16 protein-coding genes are annotated in these 26,027 nt (G+C 36.6%); 14 read left to right on the top strand and 2 right to left on the bottom strand.

Annotated elements, in window-relative coordinates; all coding sequences use genetic code 11:
• Positions 1-244 precede the first annotated feature (244 nt).
• Positions 245-886 carry a Crp/Fnr family transcriptional regulator gene (locus BM383_RS04710; protein ID WP_143106339.1) on the bottom strand — a complete coding sequence of 214 codons (642 nt, stop codon included), beginning with the start codon at positions 884-886 and terminating at the stop codon, positions 245-247.
• A 352-nt stretch (positions 887-1,238) separates the two neighbouring features.
• Positions 1,239-1,649 carry a putative signal transducing protein gene (locus tag BM383_RS04705; RefSeq protein WP_093023536.1) on the bottom strand — a complete coding sequence of 137 codons (411 nt, stop codon included), beginning with the start codon at positions 1,647-1,649 and terminating at the stop codon, positions 1,239-1,241.
• A gap of 178 nt (positions 1,650-1,827) precedes the next feature.
• Here BM383_RS04705 and BM383_RS04700 point away from each other — a divergent pair, with 178 nt between their 5' ends.
• The 14 genes from BM383_RS04700 (at position 1,828) to BM383_RS04635 (ending at position 25,889) form a co-directional block, all read left to right on the top strand.
• On the top strand, positions 1,828-4,464 hold the full coding sequence (locus tag BM383_RS04700; protein WP_093023534.1) for a glycoside hydrolase family 2 protein: 2,637 nt from the start codon (positions 1,828-1,830) through the stop codon (positions 4,462-4,464).
• 438 nt (positions 4,465-4,902) lie between these two features.
• Positions 4,903-7,980: a SusC/RagA family TonB-linked outer membrane protein gene (locus tag BM383_RS04695; protein WP_245766523.1), complete on the top strand. Its 3,078-nt coding sequence runs from the start codon at positions 4,903-4,905 to the stop codon at positions 7,978-7,980.
• A gap of 4 nt (positions 7,981-7,984) precedes the next feature.
• Positions 7,985-9,490, top strand: coding sequence for a SusD/RagB family nutrient-binding outer membrane lipoprotein (locus BM383_RS04690; RefSeq protein WP_093023530.1), 1,506 nt, complete (start codon positions 7,985-7,987; stop codon positions 9,488-9,490).
• A gap of 107 nt (positions 9,491-9,597) precedes the next feature.
• Positions 9,598-12,021, top strand: a complete 2,424-nt coding sequence (locus BM383_RS04685; RefSeq protein WP_093023528.1) for a glycoside hydrolase family 3 N-terminal domain-containing protein — start codon at positions 9,598-9,600, stop codon at positions 12,019-12,021.
• A 3-nt stretch (positions 12,022-12,024) separates the two neighbouring features.
• On the top strand, positions 12,025-13,464 hold the full coding sequence (locus BM383_RS04680) for an alpha-L-fucosidase (protein ID WP_093023526.1): 1,440 nt from the start codon (positions 12,025-12,027) through the stop codon (positions 13,462-13,464).
• 10 nt (positions 13,465-13,474) lie between these two features.
• Positions 13,475-14,935: an alpha-L-fucosidase gene (locus tag BM383_RS04675; protein ID WP_093023524.1), complete on the top strand. Its 1,461-nt coding sequence runs from the start codon at positions 13,475-13,477 to the stop codon at positions 14,933-14,935.
• Between the two features lie 3 nt (positions 14,936-14,938).
• The gene (locus BM383_RS04670; protein WP_093023522.1) at positions 14,939-16,789 is read left to right on the top strand and encodes a glycoside hydrolase family 35 protein; all 1,851 of its coding nucleotides are present in this window, start codon (positions 14,939-14,941) and stop codon (positions 16,787-16,789) included.
• Between the two features lie 89 nt (positions 16,790-16,878).
• The gene (locus BM383_RS04665) at positions 16,879-17,919 is read left to right on the top strand and encodes a sialidase family protein (protein ID WP_093023520.1); all 1,041 of its coding nucleotides are present in this window, start codon (positions 16,879-16,881) and stop codon (positions 17,917-17,919) included.
• A 198-nt stretch (positions 17,920-18,117) separates the two neighbouring features.
• Positions 18,118-19,524, top strand: a complete 1,407-nt coding sequence (locus BM383_RS04660) for a sugar MFS transporter (protein ID WP_093023518.1) — start codon at positions 18,118-18,120, stop codon at positions 19,522-19,524.
• A gap of 128 nt (positions 19,525-19,652) precedes the next feature.
• Positions 19,653-21,587: a glucosamine-6-phosphate deaminase gene (gene nagB / locus BM383_RS04655; protein WP_093023516.1), complete on the top strand. Its 1,935-nt coding sequence runs from the start codon at positions 19,653-19,655 to the stop codon at positions 21,585-21,587.
• An 18-nt stretch (positions 21,588-21,605) separates the two neighbouring features.
• Entirely contained in the window at positions 21,606-22,463 is an 858-nt protein-coding gene (locus BM383_RS04650) for a hypothetical protein (RefSeq protein ID WP_093023514.1), read from the top strand.
• Between the two features lie 159 nt (positions 22,464-22,622).
• Positions 22,623-23,714, top strand: a complete 1,092-nt coding sequence (locus BM383_RS04645) for an L-dopachrome tautomerase-related protein (RefSeq protein ID WP_093023512.1) — start codon at positions 22,623-22,625, stop codon at positions 23,712-23,714.
• Between the two features lie 51 nt (positions 23,715-23,765).
• Positions 23,766-24,797, top strand: a complete 1,032-nt coding sequence (locus tag BM383_RS04640; protein WP_093023510.1) for an Atu2307/SP_0267 family LLM class monooxygenase — start codon at positions 23,766-23,768, stop codon at positions 24,795-24,797.
• Between the two features lie 39 nt (positions 24,798-24,836).
• Positions 24,837-25,889 (top strand): NAD(P)-dependent alcohol dehydrogenase, encoded by a 1,053-nt coding sequence (locus tag BM383_RS04635; protein ID WP_093023508.1) that lies wholly within the window; start codon positions 24,837-24,839, stop codon positions 25,887-25,889.
• The last annotated feature ends 138 nt before the right edge of the window (positions 25,890-26,027 follow it).

Raw genomic sequence — 26,027 nt, 5'->3', positions numbered from 1 at the left:
CGCATTTGTTACTGTTTTTGCCGCATTTGTTACTGCTTTTATCATGCTAACAGGTCTACTCTTTATTCAGTATGTAAAAGAACTTGTGGTGTTGCTCTATAGCGCTATATATGAGGAACATTGCTAAAGTAGTTAAAAGCCTAATTGGTTGACTTCACTTATGTTAAGTTTCGACGAATGGTAAAATTTAGTTTCATAAAGGCGTAGCACTCCTTCCCCTGTTATGCTAGGATACCAAAAGTAATTACAGTAACCCTTCGTCTCTGAGTTGTTTTCTAATACGGCTAAGACTGCCTTCTTTAATGCGAAGAAATGAGGCTATTTGTTTTAAATACACCAAGCCAATAAGTTTAGGGTGGTTGGCTATTAAATACTGGTAGTGTGCAGTGGCGTTTAAATAGATAAACCGGTTTTGCATATCTAAATCTTTAGCCCAATACAAGGCTACGATTCTATTTTTCAGCGTTTCTAAATCGGTAAGTTGTTGGCGTAAGGGTTCCAACAGTTCAAAACTAATAAAGATTAGTTTGCCTTCGGTAAGCATTTGCACTTTATTCTCGGCAACAGTATTCCCATAGATGCTTATAAAGCTGGTTACAAAATCGCCCGCAAAATGAAAACGGGTTACTACAGGCATGCCCTCTTTTGAATGAATAGTACAGGCAATACCACTGCATAACAGGTATATTCCTTTAGATTTTTGACGCGGATGTACTAAAATATGGTTAGGAACAGCTTCTATTTCTTCACAACAACTAGCAAATATGGGCGTATGGGTAAGTTCTATTTTTTTGAAAAGTTGCAGTATTTCGGCTTGCATGTGCCACCGATCTACTTGCCTGCTAGTAGTTTGGGTATAGACGGTATGTAATATTTTATGAATCATGCTGTACTGCCCTTACGATTTATCTTACTGACAGATAAGTTAGTACGTAAACAAACACCAGAAAATACTCAATAATAGGTATTTTTTAATGCTTTTGACGGTATTTTGGTTTGAAGGTGTGTAAAAAAGCTTACAGCCATTAGCTATTTAAAGTAAATAGTAGGCTGTGATGAGTATTTAGTGTTAACTAGCAGTGGGCAGACTTATAACTTATAGCTTACGACTTTAAACCATGAGTTAAAACATTCAACATTTAAAATAATAAGCTTATGCCCTATTCTAAAAACAAAGCCGTTTTATATTGCTTTTCTTTCCTGATGTCGTTGAAGAAACAACCACCCTACAATCGTTATTACTCTTTAAACTCGGTATCACATTGCTTGCAGCGGTAGACTCTTTTTACATAAATGGGCAAGGTCATCATCATAAACATCACTATGGCAGATAGTATCCCTTTCAAACTTTTCATAGAGGGGAAACCGGCATACAAATTGGTACTGCCACAGTTAGGGCAAGCAATCACTTCGTTTTGGTCGTTGGTATACCCGGTATTGGCCACTACTTCCATAATCGCAGCTACCTGTTCCACATCTTCTTCATACACCTTTAGTTTAATGCCTCCTACAGATATGTTATACAGCGGGTTGATAGATACCGTGTTTTCATCAAACAGAAAAGACTCCACCCCTTCGCTCTCTAATTTCGATTTTAAAATATGAGCTTCGGCAGCGTTTTCAAATGTGGCAACAGTTACAAACTTCATAACAAGTAGATTTACTACCAAAGATATGCTTTTTAGCCTTTTAAAGCACTACTACCTCACTCTTGCTTACTCCCAATTCATTTCATTAATTGCCTGTACAACGTCATTGGTCGAATTGTTTCTAAATTTTCAAGTAAGTTTACAATTTTTACCATACAACGCAAACCTACATTCACACATGAAAAGAACTAACTTATCGCTATTATATAGTGTCATCACTTTGTTTTTCATACAGTTGAGCAACGCTCAGGAAACTTATGAACTCAATACTGACTGGTATTGCAACCCTATCAAAAAAACAAAAGCCGATGGTTATGAAGTTTCTCAAACGGATTATAACCTAAAAAAATGGATGCCGGCGACGGTTCCGGGTACCGTATTAACTACGCTCTTAAATAATGAAGAAATTCCAGATCCTTTCTACGGAATGAACAATGAAAAGATCAAGGACATTTATGAGACTGGTCGGGAATACTACACGTATTGGTTTGCAAAAGATTTCAACGAAACCGCAAAAAAAGGTGAAGAAGTTTGGCTTACCTTTCGTGGTATCAACTACAGCGTAGCTATTTTTATCAATGGAAAAAAGGTAAACGAAACTCCTTATAAAGGAATGTATCTTCGAAAAACGTTTAACATTACCAATTTCCTAAACAGTAATGGAAAAAACAGATTGGCAGTATTGGTGCACCCGGTAGATGAAGTAGGAAACCCAAATGGCGGTCAAGGTGGTGACGGTACTATTGCAAAAAACGTTTCTTCACAATACGTAGCAGGTTGGGATTGGATTCAACCCATTCGTGATCGTAACACAGGTATTTGGGATAAAGTATTGATTGAAAAAACCGGCGCTGTAAATGTAAAGAACCCACATATTGTAACCTTGGTAAAAGGAGAACGTATGCCGGGCGCTGATCAAGAACCGGCTACGCTCAAAGTTTCGGCCGAACTAGAAAACGTTTCCTCAAAAGCTGTGACGGGAATCTTGCAATACCAATTAAATGGAAGTACCATTGCCAAAGAAGTAACGCTACAACCCAATACCACAACCGAAGTGGATTTGAAAGATTTCCAGATGGAAAACCCAAAACTATGGTGGCCAAACGGGTACGGAGCGCAAAACTTATACGACATCAACATTACTTTTACAGCCAACGGAAAAACATCCGACACAGAACCGGTTCGTTTTGGAGTTCGTGAAATTCAAACCTATTGGAATGAGCATACGCGTAGCAAAGAGATTGCTGTAAATGGTCAAAAGATTTTTATCAAAGGTGGTAACTGGATCATGTCGGATGCCATGCTACGTTTATCCAAAGAACGTTATGATGCCGAGATTCGTTATCACAAGGATATGAACTTAAATTTGATTCGAATTTGGGGTGGTTCTTTAACCGAGCGTCCTGAGTTTTACGAAGCTTGTGACAAATATGGTTTGTTGGTAATTCAGGATTTTTGGATTAGTGGAGATTGTAACGGCCGTTGGTTAGATCCTATGAAAAAAGAAGATCAATGGGCGCGCAGACAGTATCCTGAAGATCATGAACTCTTTATTACCTCTGCGGAAGACATGGTGAAAATGATTCGTAACCATGCTTCGCTTGCCATTTGGTGTGGTGGAAATGAGATTACGCCTCCTGCAGATATTTTACATGCCATTAAAGATGATATTTTACCAAGACTTGACGGAACACGTTGGTTTATAGATTATTCTAACTCCGATGATATGTCTTATAATTTTAAAGGCGGAAACGGTGATGGCCCTTATGGTATTCAAGATGTGTCTGTTTTTTGGGAAGAACGCACGTGGCCATTTAATTCGGAAGTTGGTTCTGTAGGAACAGGTGATGCAGTTTCTTTAAAAAGATTTCTTCCGAAGAAAAATCAAGTAATTCCTTCCGAAATAGAAGGTACTGAAAAAGTAAAAGACGAAGCATGGACTTACCATAAATATATTGACTATAACAACGCTATGGATGTGTACGGCAAACCAACCGATATGGAAGATTTTGCCAACAAAGCACAACTCGTAAATTATGATCAATACCGAGCCTTGATGGAAGGTTTTAGCGCACACATGTGGGATTGGTATACAGGAATGATCATCTGGAAAACACAAAACCCATGGACGGCTTTACGTGGTCAAATGTATGATTACTACTTGGATCCTAATGCATGTTTGTACGGTACCCGCAAAGGAAGCGAACCTGTACATGCCATGTACAATCCTGTTAAAGGTGATATCATGATTGTAAACAACACCTTTGAACCTCAACACGATATGATGCTTCGTATTACGTCCTATGATATGGAAGGAAACGAAAAATTGTTGACACAAGTCTTTTGTTATATTGAAAAATCAAGCGTTCGTCTTATCATGAATCTTGAGAAAAAAATCAATGAATTAGCAAAAGAAAATGGTACGTTTTTATCGGTTCAGCTATTAGACACAGATCAGGAAATCATTAGCGATAACTTCTATTGGATTCCAAATGCTGAAGGGCAACATTCTGGCTTGCAAACCATGAAAAAAGCAACGCTAAAAGCCACTGCCAAAAAAACAAATGATACTACCATAACACTAACACTCAAGAATGAAGGAAAGCAAACTGTTGCTTTTTTCAACCGAGTTTCATTACTAGATAATAAAACAGGCGAACGTGTATTGCCTACTTTCTATAGTGATAATTATGTTTCGCTGGTTCCTGGTGCTACCAAAACCATCACTATGGAATATGATGCACTCAACACTATAGCCCCATCCATAGAAATAAGTGGTTGGAATACAAAACTCCAACACATTACAATAAAGTAGTTTTTTTTAGTTTAAATGATTGTTTTAGCAGACAAGACCGGTGATTTTGATCATCGGTCTTTTTGCTATTACAAAGCGGATTTCGATCAACAACTATTTCTAAGCTATCAACAACAAAATTAGCCAAAATCACTATATTCAATATTTCACATAGATGATTAAAAATATGGTAAACTATTAAGATTTCAATTAAACATTTAACACTTAATAAAACGATTTATCTAAAAATCATACATCTGAGAATCATTACATAATGGTCTAGCTGACATTTAGATGTTCACACGTGTTATTGGTCGATTTTTTTTCAATTATTCTTAAAGGATGTTAAAATTTATACAATGTTAATAATGTCTTAACACACGAGAAATATTTAACTTGGAAACAAATCTAATAACCCAAAAAACACAAAGTATGTTTAAAAAATCTCTCGGCCTTTTTATGTTCTGCTTTCTACTGGCAAACATATTAGTGGCGCAAACAAAAACCGTGACCGGTAATGTTACCGGTAAAGATGATGGTATACCTGTTCCAGGTGTAAACATTATGATCAAAGGTACTGGTACTGGTACTTCAACTGATTTTGATGGAAATTTCTCTATTGAAACAGCTGTTGGAGATGTACTCGTATTCTCTGCAATGGGCTTAAAAACACAAGAAGTCACTGTTGCAGGTGAAAACAATCTTACCATTGTTATGGCTACAGATTCAGAGCAATTAGACGAAGTTGTTGTAACTGCTTTGGGGATTAAAAAAGAAACAAAAGCTTTAGGATATGCGGTAACAGAAGTTGGTGGAGAGGAATTATCTGAAATTAAGCAAGCTAATGCTATTAACTCTTTACAAGGTAAAGTAGCCGGGGTTAACGTAACCGGTGCTGCTACTGGACCAGCAGGTACAAGTAAAGTAGTTATTCGTGGGGTTTCTACCTTAAGTGGAAATAACCAACCTCTTTATGTGGTAGATGGTATTCCAATTGACAATAGTAACTTAGGTTCTGCTACAAGATGGGGTGGATCTGATTATGGTGATGGTATTTCAAGTATCAACCCAGATGACATTGAAAACATTAGTGTTTTAAAAGGTGGTGCCGCTGCTGCACTGTATGGTTCTCGTGCATCTAACGGGGTTATTTTAATTACCACAAAATCTGGTAAAAAAGGAAATGGATTTGGAGTAGATTTTTCTAGTTCTGTTCAGTTTGAAACAATTAATACTGATATTTATGAGTTTCAAAAAGAATATGGTCAAGGTACCGATGGTAATGCGCCAACAACTCAAGAAGAAGCACTTTCTGCTGGAATGTACTCATGGGGTGCAAAATTAGACGGATCTCAAGTAGTACAATTTGATGGAGTGGAAAGAGCCTATAGCTCTACAGGAGATAATATTTCTCGCTTCTATCATACAGGTGAAACCTATACAAACACCATAGCTATTAGCCAGGCAGCAGAAAACTACCACATTCGTTTTTCTGCAACAGACTTTACAAATCATGATATTACACCAAACTCTGGTATGAATCGTAAGTCGTTCTCTTTGAATGCAGGTATGGTAAACAACGAAAAACTATCTGTAGATCTTAATACAAAATATGTATTAGAAGATGTTCAAAACAGACCAAGAGTATCTGACTCTCCTGGTAATATTTTCTTCATTGTAGGATTAACTCCAGCAAACATTAGCACAGAGACATACAAACCAGGTATCAACGAAGAAGGTACAGAATATCGTATTTCTTCTAGTTCTACATACCATCAAAACCCATACTGGTCTGCATACTATTTCAGCAACCAGAGTGTTAAGAATAGATTTATTGGATCTAGTACCATTAAATATCAATTTACAGATTGGTTATATATGATGGGTAGAGCCGGTATTGATCAATATTTGGCAAGAATCACATCCGTAGAACCTTATGGAACAGCATACAAACCTCTTGGTGGAATGTCTGAACAGTCATACAATGTGAAGACAAGAGATGCAGATATCATGTTAGGTTTCAACAAAGATCTTACAGAAGATTTTTCACTTAATGCCCTTCTTGGAGCAAACAACAATGCATGGTCCCAAGAAATTACTTCATTAACAGGAACCAACTTTGTACTTCCTGGTTTAGAAGATATTTCTAATGTAGATACTAAAAACTACGATTATGCAAACTACAAGAGAGAAAGAAGTTCTTGGTACTTCTCTGCTGAATTTGCTTATAAAAATTACTTATTCTTAAACGTAACAGGAAGACAAGACTGGTTCTCTACGCTTTCATTGGCAGGAAAAACATCTCCTAACAATTATTTCTATCCTTCTGTTAACTCTAGTTTTGTATTTACAGATGCGTTTGATTTACCAGAATGGATTTCTTTTGGTAAAGTTCGTGCAGGTTATTCTGATATTGGAGGTGGTGTAAACGATCCATACCAGTTAAACTTAACCTATGGTATTACAAATACATATGCAGCCAACGGAACATCTACACCAATTGGTGGTATTACAAACTCATACTTACCTAACTCTGAATTAGAGCCATTTTCTAAAAAAGAATATGAAATAGGTACCAACTTAAAGTTCTTCAACAACAGACTTGGATTAGATTTCACATACTATAGCAATACCACTACAAATGATATTGTTGCCATTAGTACAAGTACAGCATCTGGATATAGCTCTGGATATATGAACCTAGGTGAATTAACAAACAAAGGGGTAGAAGTTCTATTATCTGGAAGCCCTATTAAAAACGATAAATTTGGTTGGGATATTTCCTATAACTTAGGGTATAACAAAAACTTAGTAGTAAAAACTGATGACGATGGAAATCCACTTTTCCCAGGTGATGCTGCTTATGGTGTTAACTCACAATCAGGTGCGGTAGAAGGATTACCTTATGGAGCTATTTATGGTACTACATTCGTAAGAGACGATAATGGTAACATTCAGTATGAAAGTAACGGAACTCCAACTATTGGTGATTATGAAGTAATTGGTCAAGGTATTGCTCCTTGGACTATGGGTATCTCTAATAACTTTAGATATAAAGACTTCAACCTATCTTTCTTAATCGATGCCAAATTTGGTGCAGATATCTTTTCTGGTACAAGCGCTTTCGCTAACTATTACGGAGCTAGCAAAAACACCCTTGTTGGTAGAGAGAATGGATTGGATGTTAGCGGTGTAGATTCAGACGGAAATGTTTTTTCTACTACATTAGCACCAAGTGAAGTTGATACATATTATCAACAATTGTATTCTATTGCTGAGGCAAACATTCAAAGTGCAGACTTTATTAAGTTTAGAGAAATAAGCCTTGGATATAGTGTTCCTAGCAGCATATTAGAAAAAACTTTTATTTCTAGTGCAAGAGTATCTCTTATAGGACGCAACCTGTTCTTCTTAATGAGAAAAACTGAAAACATTGATCCAGAATCTGCTTATAACAATACAAGCGCTAATGGTATAGAACGTTTCGGTAGACCTACAACCAGAACTTACGGTGTAAGCTTAAACTTTAAATTCTAAAAAAATGAAAAAGACATATATATTAAAATTTCTAGCTGTACTCGCTATTTCTTCTTTCACTCTTTCCTGTGATAAAGATTATGAGTCAATGAACGTAGACCCTACATCGTCTGATGAGCTTGATATTATCTATGAATTTCCAACAGCTGTTTTGTATACATCTGGACAGCGATATGAAACATGGAGAGGAAACCTTATCTACTCTTCTACTATGGTTCAGCATCTTTCAAGTTTAGAAACATATTGGTCTGGTGATAAGTATCTTTGGAATTCAAGTTATGCATCTGCCTATTGGGACGCGCAATATCCTCAAACTATCAAAACAATAGAGGATATGAAATATAATATAGAAGCTAATGGTGATATCACCAACTCAAACTACGCTATCACCAGAATCCTAAGAGTTTTGGCGTATAGTAGAATTACAGATTTATATGGAGATATCCCTTATTCTGAAGCAGGAAAAGGATATATAGATGGAAATACACGACCTGCCTATGATGCTCAGGAAGATATCTATGCAGACATGTTAAATGAACTTTCAGAATCTGCTGCAATGCTTACAGATGGTGAAACTGCAGATTTAGGTACTGCAGATATCATTTTCTCTGGTGATGAAGGAAAGTGGAAAAGATTTGCTAATTCATTAATGCTTCGTTTGGCTTTAAGAATGGTTAAAGTAGATGAATCATCTGCACAACAATGGGCTGCTACGGCTATCAATGGAGGTGTAATGGAATCTAATGATGATATTGCGTATGTTCAACATGAAGAAGGTAACGGAATTGTTCAAAATGCAAATGGCGAAACATTTCAAGCAGACAACACACCTAGATTATCAGAAACTTTCGTAAACTTCATGAAAGATCACAACGACCCTAGACTTACAATTTACGGAGCTCTTCCTGATGGAACTGACGATTATGACGTTCAACAAGGTTTACCAAACGGTTATGACACTTCTACGATCACTAATTATGATGCTGATTTTGATTTAGCAAATTATACAGCACCAAGTGATCTTGTAAATGGAAGAGATGTTCCTATGTTCTTTCAAACCTATGCAGAAGTTGAATTTATGCTAGCAGAATCTGCTTACAGATGGAGCTTAGGTACTGGTACAGCTGAGTCTCACTACAATGCAGGTGTTGAAGCTGCCATGACCTATTTAAGTCTATATTCTTCAGAAGCAACTATTTCATCTAGTGAAGTATCTGAATATTTAGAGGCATACCCATACGACGCTTCAAGTGCTCTGGAAATGATTAATACCCAATACTGGGCTGCTACATTCCTAAACGAATATGAAGCGTATGCTAACTGGAGAAGAACTGGATATCCTGAACTTACTCCTGTAAATTACTCTGGTAATGTTACAAATGGAACCATTCCTAGAAGACTTACGTATCCTACAAATGAGCAAACTACAAATGGTACTAGCTATGCCGCTGCAGTTTCAAGTCAAGGACCAGATGCCCTTACTACAAGAATGTGGTGGGATGTAGAATAATTCACAGCTATACTTTTTCCACGGAAAAATCTATTGCATAATGTTGTTTATTGTAAATTGGCTGGTATAGCTTTATACCAGTCAATTTTTCAATCAAGAAAAGAGAAATGAAACGCAACCAAAACCAACACAAACCAAAAATATTCAACAAGGTTTTCTTAACCAGTTTAACCTTGTTAACGCTTACATTTACTACCGCTCAAAACAAAGAACCGCTTTATAAAGATGCTTCTAAAACTACCAAAGAGCGTGTAGACAATTTAATTTCTCTCATGACCTTGGAAGAAAAAGTGGGGCAAATTTCTACCCCTCTTGGTTGGAAAATGTACAACAAAACAAAAAACAAAAAAGCTACACTTAGCGACCTCTATAAATCAGAAATTCAAAATAGACAAATTGGCGGATTATGGGGACTGCTTAGGGCAGATCCTTGGACACAGAAAACACTGGAAACAGGTTTACATCCAAAAGAAGCCGCAAAAATCACCAACGCCATTCAAAAATATGCTATTGAAGAAACTCGCTTAGGAATTCCTCTATTACTGGAAGAAGAAAGCATGCACGGTCATATGGCTATTGGAACCACGGTGTTTCCTACTGCTATTGGACAAGCTTCTACCTGGAATCCAGATTTAATCCAAAAAATGGCAGAAGCTATCGCTTTAGAAGTGCGTTCTCAAGGTTCCAATGTGGGCTATGGTCCTATTTTAGATGTTGCCAGAGAACCAAGATGGTCTCGCGTTGAAGAAACCTTTGGAGAAGATCCATTTCTCATCGCAGAACTTGGTAAAGCAGTAATTTCGGGATTTCAAGGAACTTCAAAATCAGATTTAAAAGATGGTAAACACATAGCGGCTACGCTAAAGCATTTTGCTGCGTATGGAGTTTCAGAAGGCGGACATAACGGCGGAGCTGTTCATTTAGGCGAGCGCGATTTGTTTTCAAACTACTTATATCCTGTAAAAGATGCCATTGATGCCGGGGTACTTTCGGTAATGACGGCTTATAGCTCTGTAGATGGCGTACCAAGTACAGCTCACAAAAGTTTACTCACAAACACCCTAAGAAAAGATTGGGGTTTCACAGGTTTTGTGATTTCAGATTTGTACAGTATCGAAGGCTTATATCAAAGTCATCACATTGTAGATTCTAAAGAAGATGCTGCAGCTGCTTCCATGAATGCTGGTGTAGATGCAGATTTAGGTGGCGAAGCATTTCAGCAACCATTAATTCAAGCGGTAAAAGATGGCAAAGTTTCTATAGAACGAATTGATGAAGCTGTTAGAAGGGTTCTTACCGTAAAGTTTGATCTTGGATTATTTGACAATCCATATGTTTCTCCCAAAGAAGCCGAAAAACTAGTATTAAGTGAAAAGCACATTGCACTAGCTCGTGAAGTCGCTAAGCAATCTATCACTCTTTTAAAAAACGAAAACAACTTACTTCCTTTAGATAAAAACACAAAAAACATTGCGGTTATTGGTGCAAATGCTGATATGATGTACAATCAATTAGGGGATTACACTGCACCGCAACCTGAAGATAACATTGTAACCGTTTTGGAGGGAATTCAACATAAACTACCAAATGCTAACATTACCTATGTAAAAGGAACGGCCGTAAGAGATACTACCCAAACCAATATTCCCGCACCTGTTCAAGCAGCTAAAAATGCTCAAGTTGCCATTGTAGTTTTAGGTGGTTCTAGTGCCCGCGATTTTAAAACGGAATACCAAGCCACGGGTGCTGCAAATATCGCATCGGAAGGTGATGAAATTTTAAGCGATATGGAAAGCGGCGAAGGATATGATCGATCTACCATAAACCTAATGGGAAAACAGTTAGAATTATTACAAGCTGTTGTAGCAACCGGAACTCCCACAGTTTTAGTTTTAATAAAAGGACGACCACTATTACTTAATTGGCCTTCGGAAAACGTACCTGCTATTTTAGACGCGTGGTATCCTGGGCAAGAAGGTGGTAATGCCGTAGCCGATGTTTTATTTGGTGACTACAATCCTGCAGGAAGATTACCGGTTTCTGTACCAAAATCAGTTGGGCAAAGTCCTACGTATTACAATGTATGGTTTCCTGAAAGAAGAGATTATGTAGAAGAAGATGCAAAACCCTTATACCCTTTTGGTTTTGGATTAAGCTATGCTAACTTTGAATATAAAAATGTAAATATTGATGTAAACGAAGCTGGAAAAGACTCCAAAATCACTATCAATGTAGAAATTACAAACACGAGCAAAGTAGATGGCGAAGAAGTTGCTCAGCTATATATTCGCGATGTTTTAAGTAGTACGGTTACTCCGGTAAAACAACTGAGAGCTTTTGAACGCGTATTTATCAAAGCAGGAGAAACAAAGAAAGTAACGTTCACTTTAACACCAAAACATTTGGCACTTTATGATGTGGAAATGAATCACATTGTAGAACCAGGAACATTCAAAATCATGATCGGAACTTCTTCAGAAGACATAAAACTTGAAGATTCCTTCGAAATTACAAACCCTATTCAATTATAATTCATGCTTACAAAGAATTCCATAGTTACTATTTTGAGTTGTGCCACACTATTGGTTACTACTCAAAAATCACAGGCACAGGAAAATGAAATACACGAGCGCAGTTCTGTTTATGTAGCGCCAACAGATCCATTAGTTAAAGAAAAATTAGACAAGTGGGAAGATCAAAAATTTGGAATGCTAATTCACTGGGGAGTATATTCCGTTCCGGGAATTATGGAATCTTGGAATCTTTGTTCAGAAGCGTGGATTGAACGCGATACAACCACTACGTATACCGATTATAAAAAATGGTATTGGAACCTAAACAAAATTTTCAATCCGGTTAATTTCAATCCAGATCAGTGGGCAAACGCTGCCGAGAAAGCTGGGATGAAATATGTAGTATTCACTACAAAACATCACGATGGTTTTAACATGTTTGACACGCAATATTCAGACTATAAAATCACCAACGGACCCTTTCAAAACAACCCGAAAGCGAACGTAGCAAAATATGTTTTTGAAGCTTTTAGAAAGAAAGATTTCATGATTGGAGCCTATTTTTCAAAACCAGATTGGCATTCGCAATATTTTTGGTGGGACAAGTATGCTACTCCAAACAGAAATGCAAACTACGATATTGAAAAATATGCCGATCGCTGGAATAAATTCAAGCAATTTTCATACAATCAGATCAGCGAATTAATGCATGATTATGGAAGTATTGATTTACTTTGGCTAGATGGTGGCTGGGTTCGTCCTAAAGAAACTGTAAATGACGAAGTTCGTGCATGGGGAGCTCCAATTCCTGAAGCTAGTCAAGATATAAATATGCCTCGCATTGCAGAAATGGCCCGTAAAGCACAACCGGGAATTATTTTTGCAGATAGAACTGTTCACGGCCCGTATGAAAATTATCAAACTCCAGAACGTAAAGTACCGGATACAAAACTGAACAATCCTTGGGAAAGTTGTTTACCCTTAGGTAATAACTGGGGATACGTTCCTAATGATCCTTTCAAATCGCCAACAACAGTAATCCATACTTTGGTAGAAGTAGTTGCCAAAGGCGGAAATCTATTGTTGGGTGTTGGTCCACAACCAGACGGTTTGTTGCCATTAGAAGTTGTAGAAAAATTGGAAGCTATTGGTGCTTGGCTAGACAAAAACGGTGACGCTATATACAACACAAGAGCTATTGACGCATACGAAGATGGAAATGTATATTTCACCAAAAATGATGACACCATCTACGCTATTGCCCTTTTTGAAGATGGCGAAGCATTGCCTAAAACCATTACTATTTCTAAAAATATTCCAGAAAAAAAACCAACTATCAAACTACTATCTACCGGTAAAAAAGTTGATTACAAAATCAAAAATAATCAATTAATCATTTCAATACCAAAAGAAGTTAGAAACCAAAAGAATAGTGCCGCATTGGCATTTTCAATTAGATAAATAACCCGCTATGAAAAGAATCATTAAAAACATATCCACAGTAAGCTTGGCTTCACTCCTACTTTTTTCTTGTGCTGAGGAAAAAGAAGTAAAAGCTCCGGAAGCTGTTGGACCAACTCCAACCAAAGAACAATTGGCTTGGCAACATATGGAGTTAAATGCGTTTATTCATTTCACCATAAATACCTTTACCGATAAAGAATGGGGATTTGGAGATGAATCACCAGCACTTTTCAATCCAACTGATTTAGACGTTGACCAATGGATGGAAACACTGCAAAAAGCAGGATTCAAAGGCGTTATTTTAACCGCTAAACATCACGATGGTTTTGCGCTGTATCCTTCAGATTATACAGAACATGATATTGCCAATTCACCTTACAAAGAAGGTAAAGGTGATTTGGTAAAAGAAGTAGCTCAATCTGCTAGAAAATATGGATTAAAATTTGGTATTTACTTATCACCTTGGGATAGAAATCGTTCAGATTATGGAGAAGCATCCTATGTAGAATACTACAGAAATCAATTAAAAGAAGTATTTACCAATTACGGAGACGTTTTTGAAATGTGGTTCGATGGCGCTAATGGTGGCGATGGCTATTACGGCGGAGCAAATGAAGAACGAAGAATTGACAAACAAAATTATTATGACTGGCCTACCACTTTAGAAATGGTCTCTAAAATGCAACCAGCCGTACTTTTCTTTAGCGATGCTGGCCCAGACCTTAGATGGGTTGGTAACGAGCGTGGTGAAGGTGCCGAAACCAATTGGAATACCATAACACCAGATACTTTATACGCTGGAAAAGCTGGTATTGAAGATCTTCTTCAACATGGATCTGAAGATGGAACAGATTGGATTCCTGCTGAGGTAAACACGTCTATAAGACCAGGTTGGTTTTATCATAAAAAAGAAGATTCATTGGTAAAATCACCTCAAAAATTATTCAAAACCTATATGGAATCTGTAGGTAGAGGTTCTAACCTTTTACTAAATATTCCACCAGATCAACGCGGACTTTTTCATGAAAATGATGTGGAATCATTATTAGGATTTCGTAAAATATTAGACAGCGTTTTTGCTGAAAATCTTGCTGAAAATGCAAAAGTGAAAGCTGCTAATTATAGAGGTGAATCAAAGACTTATGCACCGGAAAATGTACTTGACAGTGACGAAGAAACCTATTGGGCTACAGACGATAATGTAATGGCATCATCTTTAGAAATTGAATTTTCAGCTCCAAAAGAAGTTAATTTTATACTATTACAGGAGTACATAGCATTAGGACAACGCGTAGAAAAATTCAAAATTGAAGCCCTTGTAGATGGAACTTGGAAAAAAGTTACCGAAGGCACAACCATTGGTTACAAACGTATTTTACAATTCCCAGAAGTAAATGCTTCTGCTATCAAAGTAACCATAGAAAGCGCCAAAGCTAGTCCGTTAATTTCTAATATTGAAGTTTATTAAATCATGCGATTTTTACTAAAAATAGCCTTGGTTATTTGTCTATTCTCAAATAATATTCAGGCTCAAAAAACCAATTTCAAAATTGAAAATGGTGAATTTGTTTACAACGGGAAACCTATTCAAATTCACTCAGGAGAAATGCATTTTAGCAGAATTCCAAAACCATATTGGCGTCATCGTTTACAAATGGCAAAAGCAATGGGTTTAAATGCCATTGCAACCTATGTTTTTTGGAACTACCACAATGTTGCTCCCGGAAAATGGGATTGGGAAACAGGAAATAGAGATCTTAAAGAATTTATCAAAATCGCCAAAGAAGAAGGATTATTTGTAATTCTCCGTCCGGGACCTTATGCTTGTGGCGAATGGGAATTTGGTGGATACCCTTGGTGGTTGCAAAAAAATCCTGAGTTAAAAATCAGAGAAAATAACCAAGCATTTTTAGATTCTTGTAAAGTGTATATCAACGAACTTGCTGAACAAATTAAACCATTTCAGGCAAGTAAAGGTGGAAACATCATCATGGTTCAAGCAGAAAATGAATTTGGATCCTATGTTGCGCAACGCGAAGACATTTCGAAAGAAGATCATAAAAAGTATAGAGAAGCCATTTTTACCATGTTGAAAGAATCTGGTTTAGATGGTCCGTTTTTCACTTCAGACGGTTCTTGGCTTTTTGATGGCGGCGCTATTGAAGGAGTATTGCCTACCGCAAACGGAGAAAACAATGTCAACAATCTCAAAAAAGCGGTCAATCAATATCACAATAATGAAGGTCCGTATATGGTTGCAGAGTTTTACCCAGGTTGGTTAGATCATTGGGCAGAACCTTTTGTAGAAATAGATGCTGAAACCATTGCAAATCAAACCGAAACGTATTTGAAAAATAAAGTGAGTTTCAATTTTTACATGGCGCATGGTGGAACAAACTTTGGTTTTACTTCAGGAGCAAATTACAACGACGAGCACGATATTCAACCTGATATTACTAGTTATGATTATGATGCTCCAATTTCTGAGGCTGGTTGGGTAACTCCAAAATACACTGCTATCAGAAATGTAATGAAAGCGTATGTAGATTATAAAATTCCGGAAATACCAGCTCAAATTCCGGTAATTGCTATTGATGAAATACAATTAAACAAACATACCGATGCATTGGCATACATTAAAAAATCAAAACCTGTTACCAATAACAATCCTTTAAGTTTTGAAGAGCTTAATCAAGGCTTTGGTTATGTGTTATATCAAAAGAAATTTACGCAACCGATTAACGGAACATTACAAATTCCTGGCTTGCGAGATTTTGCTACCATTTATGTAAACGGAAAATATGTAGGAACGCTTAACCGAATGTTCAATGAGTACGAAATGGATATTCAAATTCCGTTTAATGGTCGCTTAGAAATTTTGGTAGAAAATTTAGGTCGAATTAATTACGGAGCACAAATTCCTGAAAATTCAAAAGGAATCATCAGTCCGGTAACCATCAACGATTATGAAATTACTGGTGGTTGGAAAATGTACAAAGCTCCGTTTGATGAAGTTCCGACTATAGAAAAAACGACAGCATCAAAACCAAATACTCCTATACTCTACTCCGGAACTTTTGATTTGGAAAAAGTAGGCGATACTTTTCTAGATATGGAAAAATGGGGTAAAGGAATTGTTTTTATCAACGGACACAATCTTGGAAGATATTACAAACTAGGACCGCAACAAACCTTGTACCTTTCAGGTTGTTGGTTAAAAGAAAAAGGAAATTCAATTGTAATTTTCGAACAATTGAACGAAGATATAAAAACATCGGTTTCGGGAATTACGAAACCCATCTTAACAACCTTGCTTCAATAATTCTCATGTTGAAACGATATTTTAAGGTAAGGTTATTTGTTTGACTGTTGAAGGAGGGCTGCCACCCTCCTTCATTTTTATTAAAAAGTATGAAACGACTTCTTTTGTATACAATCCTATTTAGTTTTATCACAAATTTCGTGAAAGCTCAAGAAGAAAAGATCACTCTAATTACTTCAGAATTTATCTATAACGAAGCGCCATTTCCACAAGCACATGCTTCTACCGTTGTAGCATTATCCAATGGCAACATTATGGCTTCTTGGTTTGGTGGTACCGAAGAAAGAAATCCAGATGTGAGTATTTATACAAGCATGCTCGAAAACGGAAAATGGTCGGTTCCTAAAAAAGCAGCAGATGGTTTTGTAAACGACACATTAAGCTACCCAACCTGGAATCCGGTGCTTTTTGAAAATTCTGAAAACACATTGTTTCTTTTTTATAAAATAGGTCCATCACCTTCTACATGGTGGGGAGCTTACAAAACTTCCACAGACTTTGGAAAAACATGGTCTACTGAAAAAAAATTTCCTGATGGTATTTTGGGACCTATCAAAAACAAACCAATCCAATTAAAAAATGGTAGGATCATTGCTCCGTCAAGTGTAGAACTAGATAATGGTGCTGTTTGGCATGCACACATGGAACTATCTGATGATAATGGAAAAACATGGCGAAAAATTCTGGTTCATCCAGAGGCTGAATATAAAGTAATTCAACCAACTATTATTGAATTGAAAGATGGAACCTTGAAAGCTTTTTTTAGAAGTAATGCCGATTATATTCTAACAAGTACTAGCTCAGATCATGGTTCTTCCTGGACCAATTTTGCAAAGTCATCACTTCCAAATCCAAATTCCGGTATTGATGCAGTTACTTTAAAAAATGGTGATTTTTTGATGGTATACAACCCACTTCCGGAAGGAAAAAATTGGTGGGAAGGCAGAAACAAACTGAACCTTGCTTACTCAAAGGATGGTGAAAACTGGACAGATATTTATCAACTTGAAAATGAAAAAGAAGGAGAATTTAGTTATCCGGCTATTATCCAAAGTGAAAATGGAATTATTCACATAACGTATACGCACAATCGCAGTCACATAAAATATGTAGCTTTAAAATTGAAGTGATAAAATGAAAACGTATTCGTTGATTTTTACACCATACCGAATACCAAAAAAAGCGATTATTAACTTATAAATTTATGCGAAAAGAATTGAGAATTTTACATTTGTGTAATTCTTATCATCACAAGTGCGCAATTCAAGTGCTCTTTTTTTGCGAAGACAAGAATTCAAACAAACACAAACAAATTTAAATACTAGCAAATGGCTCAAGTAAGCGGTGGTGCTTCTACCACTAACTCTAACTACAACCCTAACGCCAACTATGGTGGACCGTTAGCGGTAATTACAACGTTGTTTTTCATGTGGGGTTTTATAACCAGTATGAACGACATTTTAATTCCAAAACTAAAAGCAGTTTTCAATTTAAATTACACTGAAGCAATTTTCATTCAGTTTACATTTTTTGCTGCTTATTTTATCATTTCTTTGATTTACTACATTATTTCTGTTACCAAAGGCGATCCTATTCTAAAAATTGGATACAAAAACGCAATCGTAATAGGATTAATTTTATCAGCAATAGGCAGTCTTATGTTTTATCCGGCTGCGGAAACACTTCAATATCCTTTATTCTTAGGCGCATTTTTTGTGTTAGCATCTGGAGTTACCATTTTACAAATTGGAGCAAATCCCTATGCAAGTTTACTTGGTAAACCAGAAACAGCTTCTAGCCGATTGAACTTAACGCAAGCTTTCAACGCACTTGGAACCACATTAGCTCCGATTGTTGGTAGTTATTTAATTTTTAGAACCGTTGCTGAAGATGTTGGTGCAGACGCAGTAAAAGGTCCTTATATTGGAATTGCGATTACTTTGGTTGTTTTGGCCGTTCTTATCAAACTTTTTAAACTACCTGCGGTTGGTGGTGACGATGATGAATTGGTTACCGATACCAATGCAAGCATCTTCCGTCATAAACATTTGGTACTGGGAATGGTAGGTATCTTTATGTATGTGGGAGCTGAAGTTACTATTGGTAGTTTTCTTGTAAATTTCCTTGCGGAAGATTCTATTGCAGGTTTTACGCATGATGAAGCAAGTTTATACCTTTCTATGTATTGGGGTGGCGCTATGGTTGGTAGATTTTTTGGTTCTATCTTCTTGGCAGATCTTACAAGCAAAAAACGAAATTTATACCTGGCGGTCATTGGTGTACTTTCCTTAGGATACGCATACTGGGTTACCAATCAAGAATTAGACCTTGCGATTATATTTGTAGGCTTGGTTGTGCTAAATCTGATTGCCTTCTACATCGGAAAAAACAAAGCAAACAGAACGTTAGCTGTTTTCAGTGGAATTATCATTATTGCGCTGTTGATTGCCGTTTTTGGAACAGGTCATTTTGCTATGTGGGCTTTGATCACCATTGGTTTGTACAACTCGGTAATGTTCCCAAATATTTTCACTTTAGCAGTTAAAAGTCTAGGTAAAGAAACCTCCAAAGCATCTTCACTTTTAGTAATGGCTATTGTAGGTGGAGCTATTGTTCCATTAATACAAGGAGCACTTGCAGATAGCGTTGGTGTTCAAGTTTCATATTTATTACCTATTATTTGTTATGCATACCTTATGTACTATGGTATAAAAGGTTATGAAGTAAAAAAATAAATCTTTTTTAGCAATTTCTATTGTCTAATTGCATTTTTGGTTTGCTGTAATCCGTTGTTCGTCGAATTTTCTACAACTCGCAACGCATTTTCACTAATTTTATAATTCACCAATAAAGCAATTAGACAATGGTTATTGAAGATCAATACACAAATGCATCTGACATTAGCTACAGAGAAGCCGGGATTTTTGAAAACACACGTTTCGAGAAAATTCACAATGTTGTCTTTTCTAATTCAAAAGACGCTTCTACCACAGTGGCTAATGAAATCGCTTCCCTTATCAAAAGCAAACAAGCAAAAAATGAGCTTTGCATTTTAGGGTTAGCAACTGGCTCGTCACCTATTCGGGTGTACGAAGAATTGGTGCGCCAGCATAAGGAAGAAGGGCTGAGTTTTAAAAACGTAGTTACTTTTAACCTTGACGAATACTATTTCATGCAACCGCAAAATGCGCAGAGTTATCATTACTTCATGCATGAACACTTATTTAAATATATTGATATTGAACCAGAAAATATCAATATTCCAAAAGGAGACATTCAACCGGAAGAGATTTACGATTTTTGCGTTTCTTATGAAGAAAAAATCAAAAGCTACGGCGGTCTCGATTTTCAGTTACTAGGTATTGGTAGAACAGGACACATTGGTTTCAACGAACCAGGTTCTCATGCCAATTCAAGAACACGCTTAATTACCCTTGATCATATTACGCGAGTGGACGCTGCTCCTGCATTTTTAGGATTGGAAAATGTTCCTAAGAAAGCTATTACAATGGGAATTAGAACCGTAATGGAAGCAAAACGCGTAGTACTTTTAGCTTGGGGACAAAACAAAGCTGAAATAATCAAAGAAACCATAGAAGGTGAAATAGACGGTCACGTGCCAGCAACTTATCTTCAAAATCATAACAATGTAACATTTGTTTTAGATGTAGAAGCTGTTGCTGAATTAACAAGAATCAAAACACCTTGGTTAGTTGGTTCTCCAGAATGGTCAAAAGATTTAGCTGCAAAAGCAGTTGTTTGGCTTTGCGAAAAAACAGGAAAATCTATCTTAAGACTAACAGATAAAGATTATAATGATAACGGTATGGAAGGCTTACTTGTAAAAGAAGGTACAGCTTACGACCTTAACATTAAAATGTTTAACAAACTTCAACATACGATTACAGGTTGGCCAGGTGGTAAACCAAATGCAGATGATACCAACCGACCAGAAAGAGCTACTCCAGAAAAGAAACGAGTAATTATTTTTAGTCCACACCCAGATGATGATGTAATTTCCATGGGAGGTACATTTGACCGTTTGGTAAGTCAAGGACATGAAGTACACGTATGTTATCAAACATCGGGTAACATTGCGGTTTCTAACGGTGAAGCTATCAAATTTGCCGAAGTTGCTTTAAGCTTAAATCCAGATGATGAATTCTACAAAAAAGTTGTAGATGATGTACTTAGCAATACAGAATACGCCCCAGATTCACCTGAAACACGTCAGTTAAAAGGAATCATTCGCCAGAAAGAATCTTTGGGAGCTACTCGTTATTTCAACGTTCCAGATGAACAAGTTCATTTCTTAAACCTTCCGTTCTACGAAACAGGAAAAGTTAAGAAAAAACCACTTGGACCGGAGGATGTGAAAATCATTTATGATATCATAGACGAGATCAAACCACATCAAATTTATGCTGCTGGAGATTTAGCAGATCCTCATGGAACGCACCGCGTTTGCTTGGATGGTATTTTTGCCGCGTTGGAAGAAATCAAAACCAAAGATTTCATGAAAGATTGCTGGGTTTGGCTATACCGTGGTGCTTGGCATGAATGGGATATGCACGAGATAGACATGGCTGTACCTATGAGTCCAGACCAGGTTCTAAGAAAAAGAAAAGCAATTTTTTATCATCAGTCTCAGAAAGATGGTGTAATGTTTCAAGGAGATGATAGTAGAGAATTCTGGGTACGTGCAGAAGATAGAAACAAAACAACGGCAGATAAATATCATAGCTTAGGATTGGCAGATTATGCAGCGATAGAAGCTTTTAGACGCTATTTTTATTAAGAAACACCAATACCTTGTATGATTTTAATTGCCGATGCAGGCTCTACCAAATGTGATTGGATTGGTATCAATGAGCAAAAGGAACCTATTTTTAAAGTGCGTACGCGTGGCATAAACCCTGCGATACTTTCCAATAAGCAAATTATGGAAAGACTTACAGAGTGTCACGAACTAGCAGAAATCAAAGATACTGTTACCGAAGTATATTTTTATGGAGCTGGTTGTGGAACCGTAATTAGCCAAACAGAAGTGAAAGCAGTATTCCAACTATTCTTTAAAAAGGCTACCTATTTGCAAGTTTTGGAAGATTTAGATGCAGCAGTGCACGCCTGTACAAAAGATGCTCCCGGAATTGTTAGCATTTTAGGAACCGGTTCCAATTGTTGCTATTATGATGGTGAAAAAATAATTACCAGAATGCCAACCTTGGGGTACACCATTATGGACGACGCCAGTGGAAATAGCATGGGCAAACTATTGCTCAGAGCATATTTTTTCAACCAACTACCAGAACATTTAAAAACGAAGTTTGAAGCTGAGTTTGACATAGATCCAGGAATCATTAAAGAGAACCTGTACAAAAAACCAAATGCAAATGCGTATTTAGCTACGTATGCAAAGTTTTTGTTTCAGCATCTAGAAGATCCCTTTGTTCAAGAACTCATCAAATCGGCTATTGAATCTTTTGTAGACACACATATCAATCTGTACTTAGAGGAAGCAAAAAAATACCCGCTTCATTTCGTAGGTTCTATTGCTTATTTCTCTCAAAAACAGATTAATGAAGTTTTAAACAAACATAATATGAAGGCCGGAAAATTTGTTAGAAGGCCTATAGATGAACTAATACATATACCACTTCGTGTAAATATTTAGTTTCCCCAACTTTACCCCTCAGTAAAGAAATGCTTTTCCATCTTCCCCCCGGAAAAGCATTTTTTATTGCTTCATTTTTAACAATTGGTTTAAGAAAGCCTTAACGCTTAAACATTTGTATACACAATTATTGAGGCTATTTTTACTGAAAAACAATCGATGAAAAAAATACTCCCCCTCCTATTCCTATTTCTCTACTCCATTTCAGGAACTTCCCAAAAAAGAATCCATAGCGACGATTTAGAACAAGTAGCAAGCTTTGGAAAAAGCATGGCTATTGGTTTAAGCGTAACCTCTACAAACAGAGTTTTTGTGGCTTTTCCTAATTATGATGGAAACGGAAAATATACCCTCACAGAAGAAAAAGATGGAAATATATATCCATATCCCAATAAAGAATGGAATACTAAAGGAACTTATAAAAATCACTTTCTAAGAGTTCAAGATTTATATGTAGATGCAGAAGATTATGTATGGGTTTTAGATTCTAAGCCAGCAGGCAAAAGCAGTATTTTTGGTGATGGCGATGCCAATACCGGAAAATTCAAATTGGTTAAAATAAATACCAAAACTAACACTATTGAAAAAACATATCTATTTGAAGACCTTGATAAAGCTACTTCTGGTTTAAATGATGTGCGTGTTGATCTAAAGAGAAATCTAGCTTACCTCTCCGATCCTGGCCAAGCCGGAATTGTGGTACTAAACCTTCAAACAGGAAAAACAAGAACAGTTCTTCAAAATTCAAAATATACAAAGGCAGATGCTATTGTAATTACTTATAACGGAGACGAAATGAAAGACAAAAATGGAAAACCATTTTCTTCAAACGTAAACGGAATTGCGCTCACAAAGGATTACCAATACTTCTATTTTAAACCTATAAACAAAGAGCATCTTTTCAGAATTGAAACGAAATATTTAGCTGATGAAAATCTAGATAACGAATCACTTGTTGAGAAAGTTCAAGATATGGGAAAGGTTGGTATTACTCACGGTTTGGTAGCAGATGAAAAAGGAAACATTTACCTCACTACTTCCCCCGATTATAGTATTCAATATCTGAGTCCGGACGGAAAATTACATACTTTAGTGAAAGATTCGCGACTATTATGGCCCGATTCTCTTGGTACAGGTTCGGATGGTTATTTATACTTCACTTGTTCACAATTACAGCGTTTACCTAAATGGAACAATGGAAAAGACAAAACCGAATATCCTTATGCCATGTATAAAGTTAAATTACCTTAAAATCAGGTAATTTCCAGAAAATCGTTACTATATTAAAAACAAACAACAAAAATGGAATTTGGTATTGGAATGTTTGGAGACCTCACCTTTGATAATTCAAAAGGTGCGTTTCAATCTCCACAAGAGCGTTTAAAAGAAATGGTAGAACAAGTGAAACTTGCCGAAGAAATAGGCATAGACAGCTTTGTTCTTGGTGAACATCACCGCCCAGATTATGCTGTTTCTTCCCCAGAAATAGTATTGGCTGCACTTTCTACCGTTACAAATAAAATAAAATTGGCAAGTGGCGTAACTGTTTTAAGTTCCGCAGATCCTGTAAAAGTGTATCAAGATTTTACAACCATTGATTTACTATCTGAAGGCAGAGCAGAAATAGTAGCCGGTCGTGGTAGTTTTACAGAATCTTTTCCTTTATACGGATATAATTTAAGTGATTATAATGAATTGTTTGAGGAAAAATTAAATCTGCTTTTACAATTGAATGAAGAAGAAATCATCAATTGGGAAGGAAAATTTAGAGCACCTTTACGCAATCAAACTTTATATCCAAGACCAGAAGAAAAGCTACCCGTTTGGATTGCCGTTGGTGGAACACCAGAATCTGTCTATCGTGCAGCAAGATTAGGACTTCCTATAATTTTTGCAATTATTGGAGGAATGCCAAAGCAGTTTAAACCTATGATCGACTTCTACAAAGAACAGTATGAAAAACATGGTCATGACATGAGTAAAATGCAAGTTGCTGTACATTCACACAGTTTTATAAGTGAATCTATGGAGCATCTTACTGAAAACTATTTTCCATATTATGCAGCACAAATGGACAGAATAGGAAGCCAGCGTGGATGGCCAAAATACAGTCAAATGCAATTTCTGGGAGGTATGAGTCCGGAAGGAGCTCTCTACATGGGAGAAGCAGAAGCCGTAACCGAAAAAATAATTAACACCATTGAAATGTTTGGATTAACAAGATTTGTTGCCCACATTGATGTTGGTGGACCAAAGCATAAAGACCTTATGAAAGCCATAGAACTTTACGGAACCAAAGTAATTCCGGAGGTAAAAAAGGCTTTGTCTTTATAAAAAATATAAAATATTAAAAACCCTTAAAAAAGATACACTATGGAAAATGTAAAAGCATACGGAGTACAATCAGAAACTGCCGAATTGGATTTATTACAAATCGACAGAAGAGATCTTGTAGCTACCGACGTACAAATTGATATTCTTTATTGTGGAGTTTGCCACAGTGATATTCATACCGCAAGAAGTGAATGGGGTCCGGCAAAATATCCTGTAGTACCGGGACATGAGATTGTTGGCCGCGTAACCGCAGTTGGTGATGAAGTGACAAAATTTAAAACTGGCGATTTGGTTGGCGTTGGTTGTATGGTAGATTCATGCCAGGAATGTAGCGCTTGTAAAGAACATTTGGAACAATATTGTGAAAACGGCGCTACTATGACCTATGGTGGAGCAGACAAACACTTGGGCGGCCATACCTACGGAGGTTATTCAGAAAAAATTGTAGTAGATGAAAAATTTGTTTTAAGTGTTCCTGAAAACTTAGATATTGCTAAAGTTGCACCGCTACTTTGTGCAGGAATCACCACTTGGTCTCCATTACAACATTGGAATGTAAAAAAAGGAGATAAAGTAGGTGTTATTGGTCTTGGTGGACTTGGACACATGGGTATCAAATTTGCTCATGCTATTGGTGCACATGTTGTAATGATTACGCGTTCACCAGGAAAAGCAGATGATGCCAAAATGCTTGGAGCTGATGAAGTTTTAATTTCAACAGACGAGGAACAAATGAAAAAACATGCAAACTCTTTTGATTTTTTACTGAATACAGTTCCCGTAGGTCATGATGTAAACCCATATGTAACTTTAATGAAAAGAGATACAACCATGGCAATGGTTGGTGCCATTGAACCACTAGACGCCGTTCATGGTGGGTTACTCGTTTCAAAACGAAAAAACATTGCCGGTTCCATGATTGGAGGAATTAAAGAAACACAAGAAATGCTTGATTTCTGTGGAGAACATAACGTATTACCTGAATGCGAAATGATAGACATTCAGAATATCAACGAGGCTTGGGACAGAGTTGTAAAAGCCGATGTGAAATATAGATTTGTAATCGATATGAAATCTCTTAAAGGAGCATAATTTACAACTGTATAAACGTATTGTAAAAACCAGCTTTCGGGCTGGTTTTTTATTTTTTGAAAAGCAAAACTTCTAAATTATTAACTTCTAGCCCATAAAAACATGATAAATATCAATTTAATGCAATATATATCTATA

This window comes from Pustulibacterium marinum, assembly GCF_900116665.1.
GTDB classification, from domain to species: domain Bacteria; phylum Bacteroidota; class Bacteroidia; order Flavobacteriales; family Flavobacteriaceae; genus Pustulibacterium; species Pustulibacterium marinum.
Note: the sequence above shows the minus strand (reverse complement) of the source record. Positions and strands in the feature narration are given on the sequence as shown.

Coding starts and splice junctions, on each gene's coding strand:
- BM383_RS04645 (WP_093023512.1), top strand. CDS start 22,623: ATGAAAAAAATACTCCCCCTCCTATTCCTATTTCTCTACTCCATTTCA.
- BM383_RS04700 (WP_093023534.1), top strand. CDS start 1,828: ATGAAAAGAACTAACTTATCGCTATTATATAGTGTCATCACTTTGTTT.
- BM383_RS04650 (WP_093023514.1), top strand. CDS start 21,606: ATGATTTTAATTGCCGATGCAGGCTCTACCAAATGTGATTGGATTGGT.
- BM383_RS04680 (WP_093023526.1), top strand. CDS start 12,025: ATGCTTACAAAGAATTCCATAGTTACTATTTTGAGTTGTGCCACACTA.
- BM383_RS04670 (WP_093023522.1), top strand. CDS start 14,939: ATGCGATTTTTACTAAAAATAGCCTTGGTTATTTGTCTATTCTCAAAT.
- BM383_RS04705 (WP_093023536.1), bottom strand. CDS start 1,649: ATGAAGTTTGTAACTGTTGCCACATTTGAAAACGCTGCCGAAGCTCAT.
- nagB (WP_093023516.1), top strand. CDS start 19,653: ATGGTTATTGAAGATCAATACACAAATGCATCTGACATTAGCTACAGA.
- BM383_RS04695 (WP_245766523.1), top strand. CDS start 4,903: ATGTTCTGCTTTCTACTGGCAAACATATTAGTGGCGCAAACAAAAACC.
- BM383_RS04685 (WP_093023528.1), top strand. CDS start 9,598: ATGAAACGCAACCAAAACCAACACAAACCAAAAATATTCAACAAGGTT.
- BM383_RS04665 (WP_093023520.1), top strand. CDS start 16,879: ATGAAACGACTTCTTTTGTATACAATCCTATTTAGTTTTATCACAAAT.
- BM383_RS04710 (WP_143106339.1), bottom strand. CDS start 886: ATGATTCATAAAATATTACATACCGTCTATACCCAAACTACTAGCAGG.
- BM383_RS04660 (WP_093023518.1), top strand. CDS start 18,118: ATGGCTCAAGTAAGCGGTGGTGCTTCTACCACTAACTCTAACTACAAC.
- BM383_RS04675 (WP_093023524.1), top strand. CDS start 13,475: ATGAAAAGAATCATTAAAAACATATCCACAGTAAGCTTGGCTTCACTC.
- BM383_RS04640 (WP_093023510.1), top strand. CDS start 23,766: ATGGAATTTGGTATTGGAATGTTTGGAGACCTCACCTTTGATAATTCA.
- BM383_RS04690 (WP_093023530.1), top strand. CDS start 7,985: ATGAAAAAGACATATATATTAAAATTTCTAGCTGTACTCGCTATTTCT.
- BM383_RS04635 (WP_093023508.1), top strand. CDS start 24,837: ATGGAAAATGTAAAAGCATACGGAGTACAATCAGAAACTGCCGAATTG.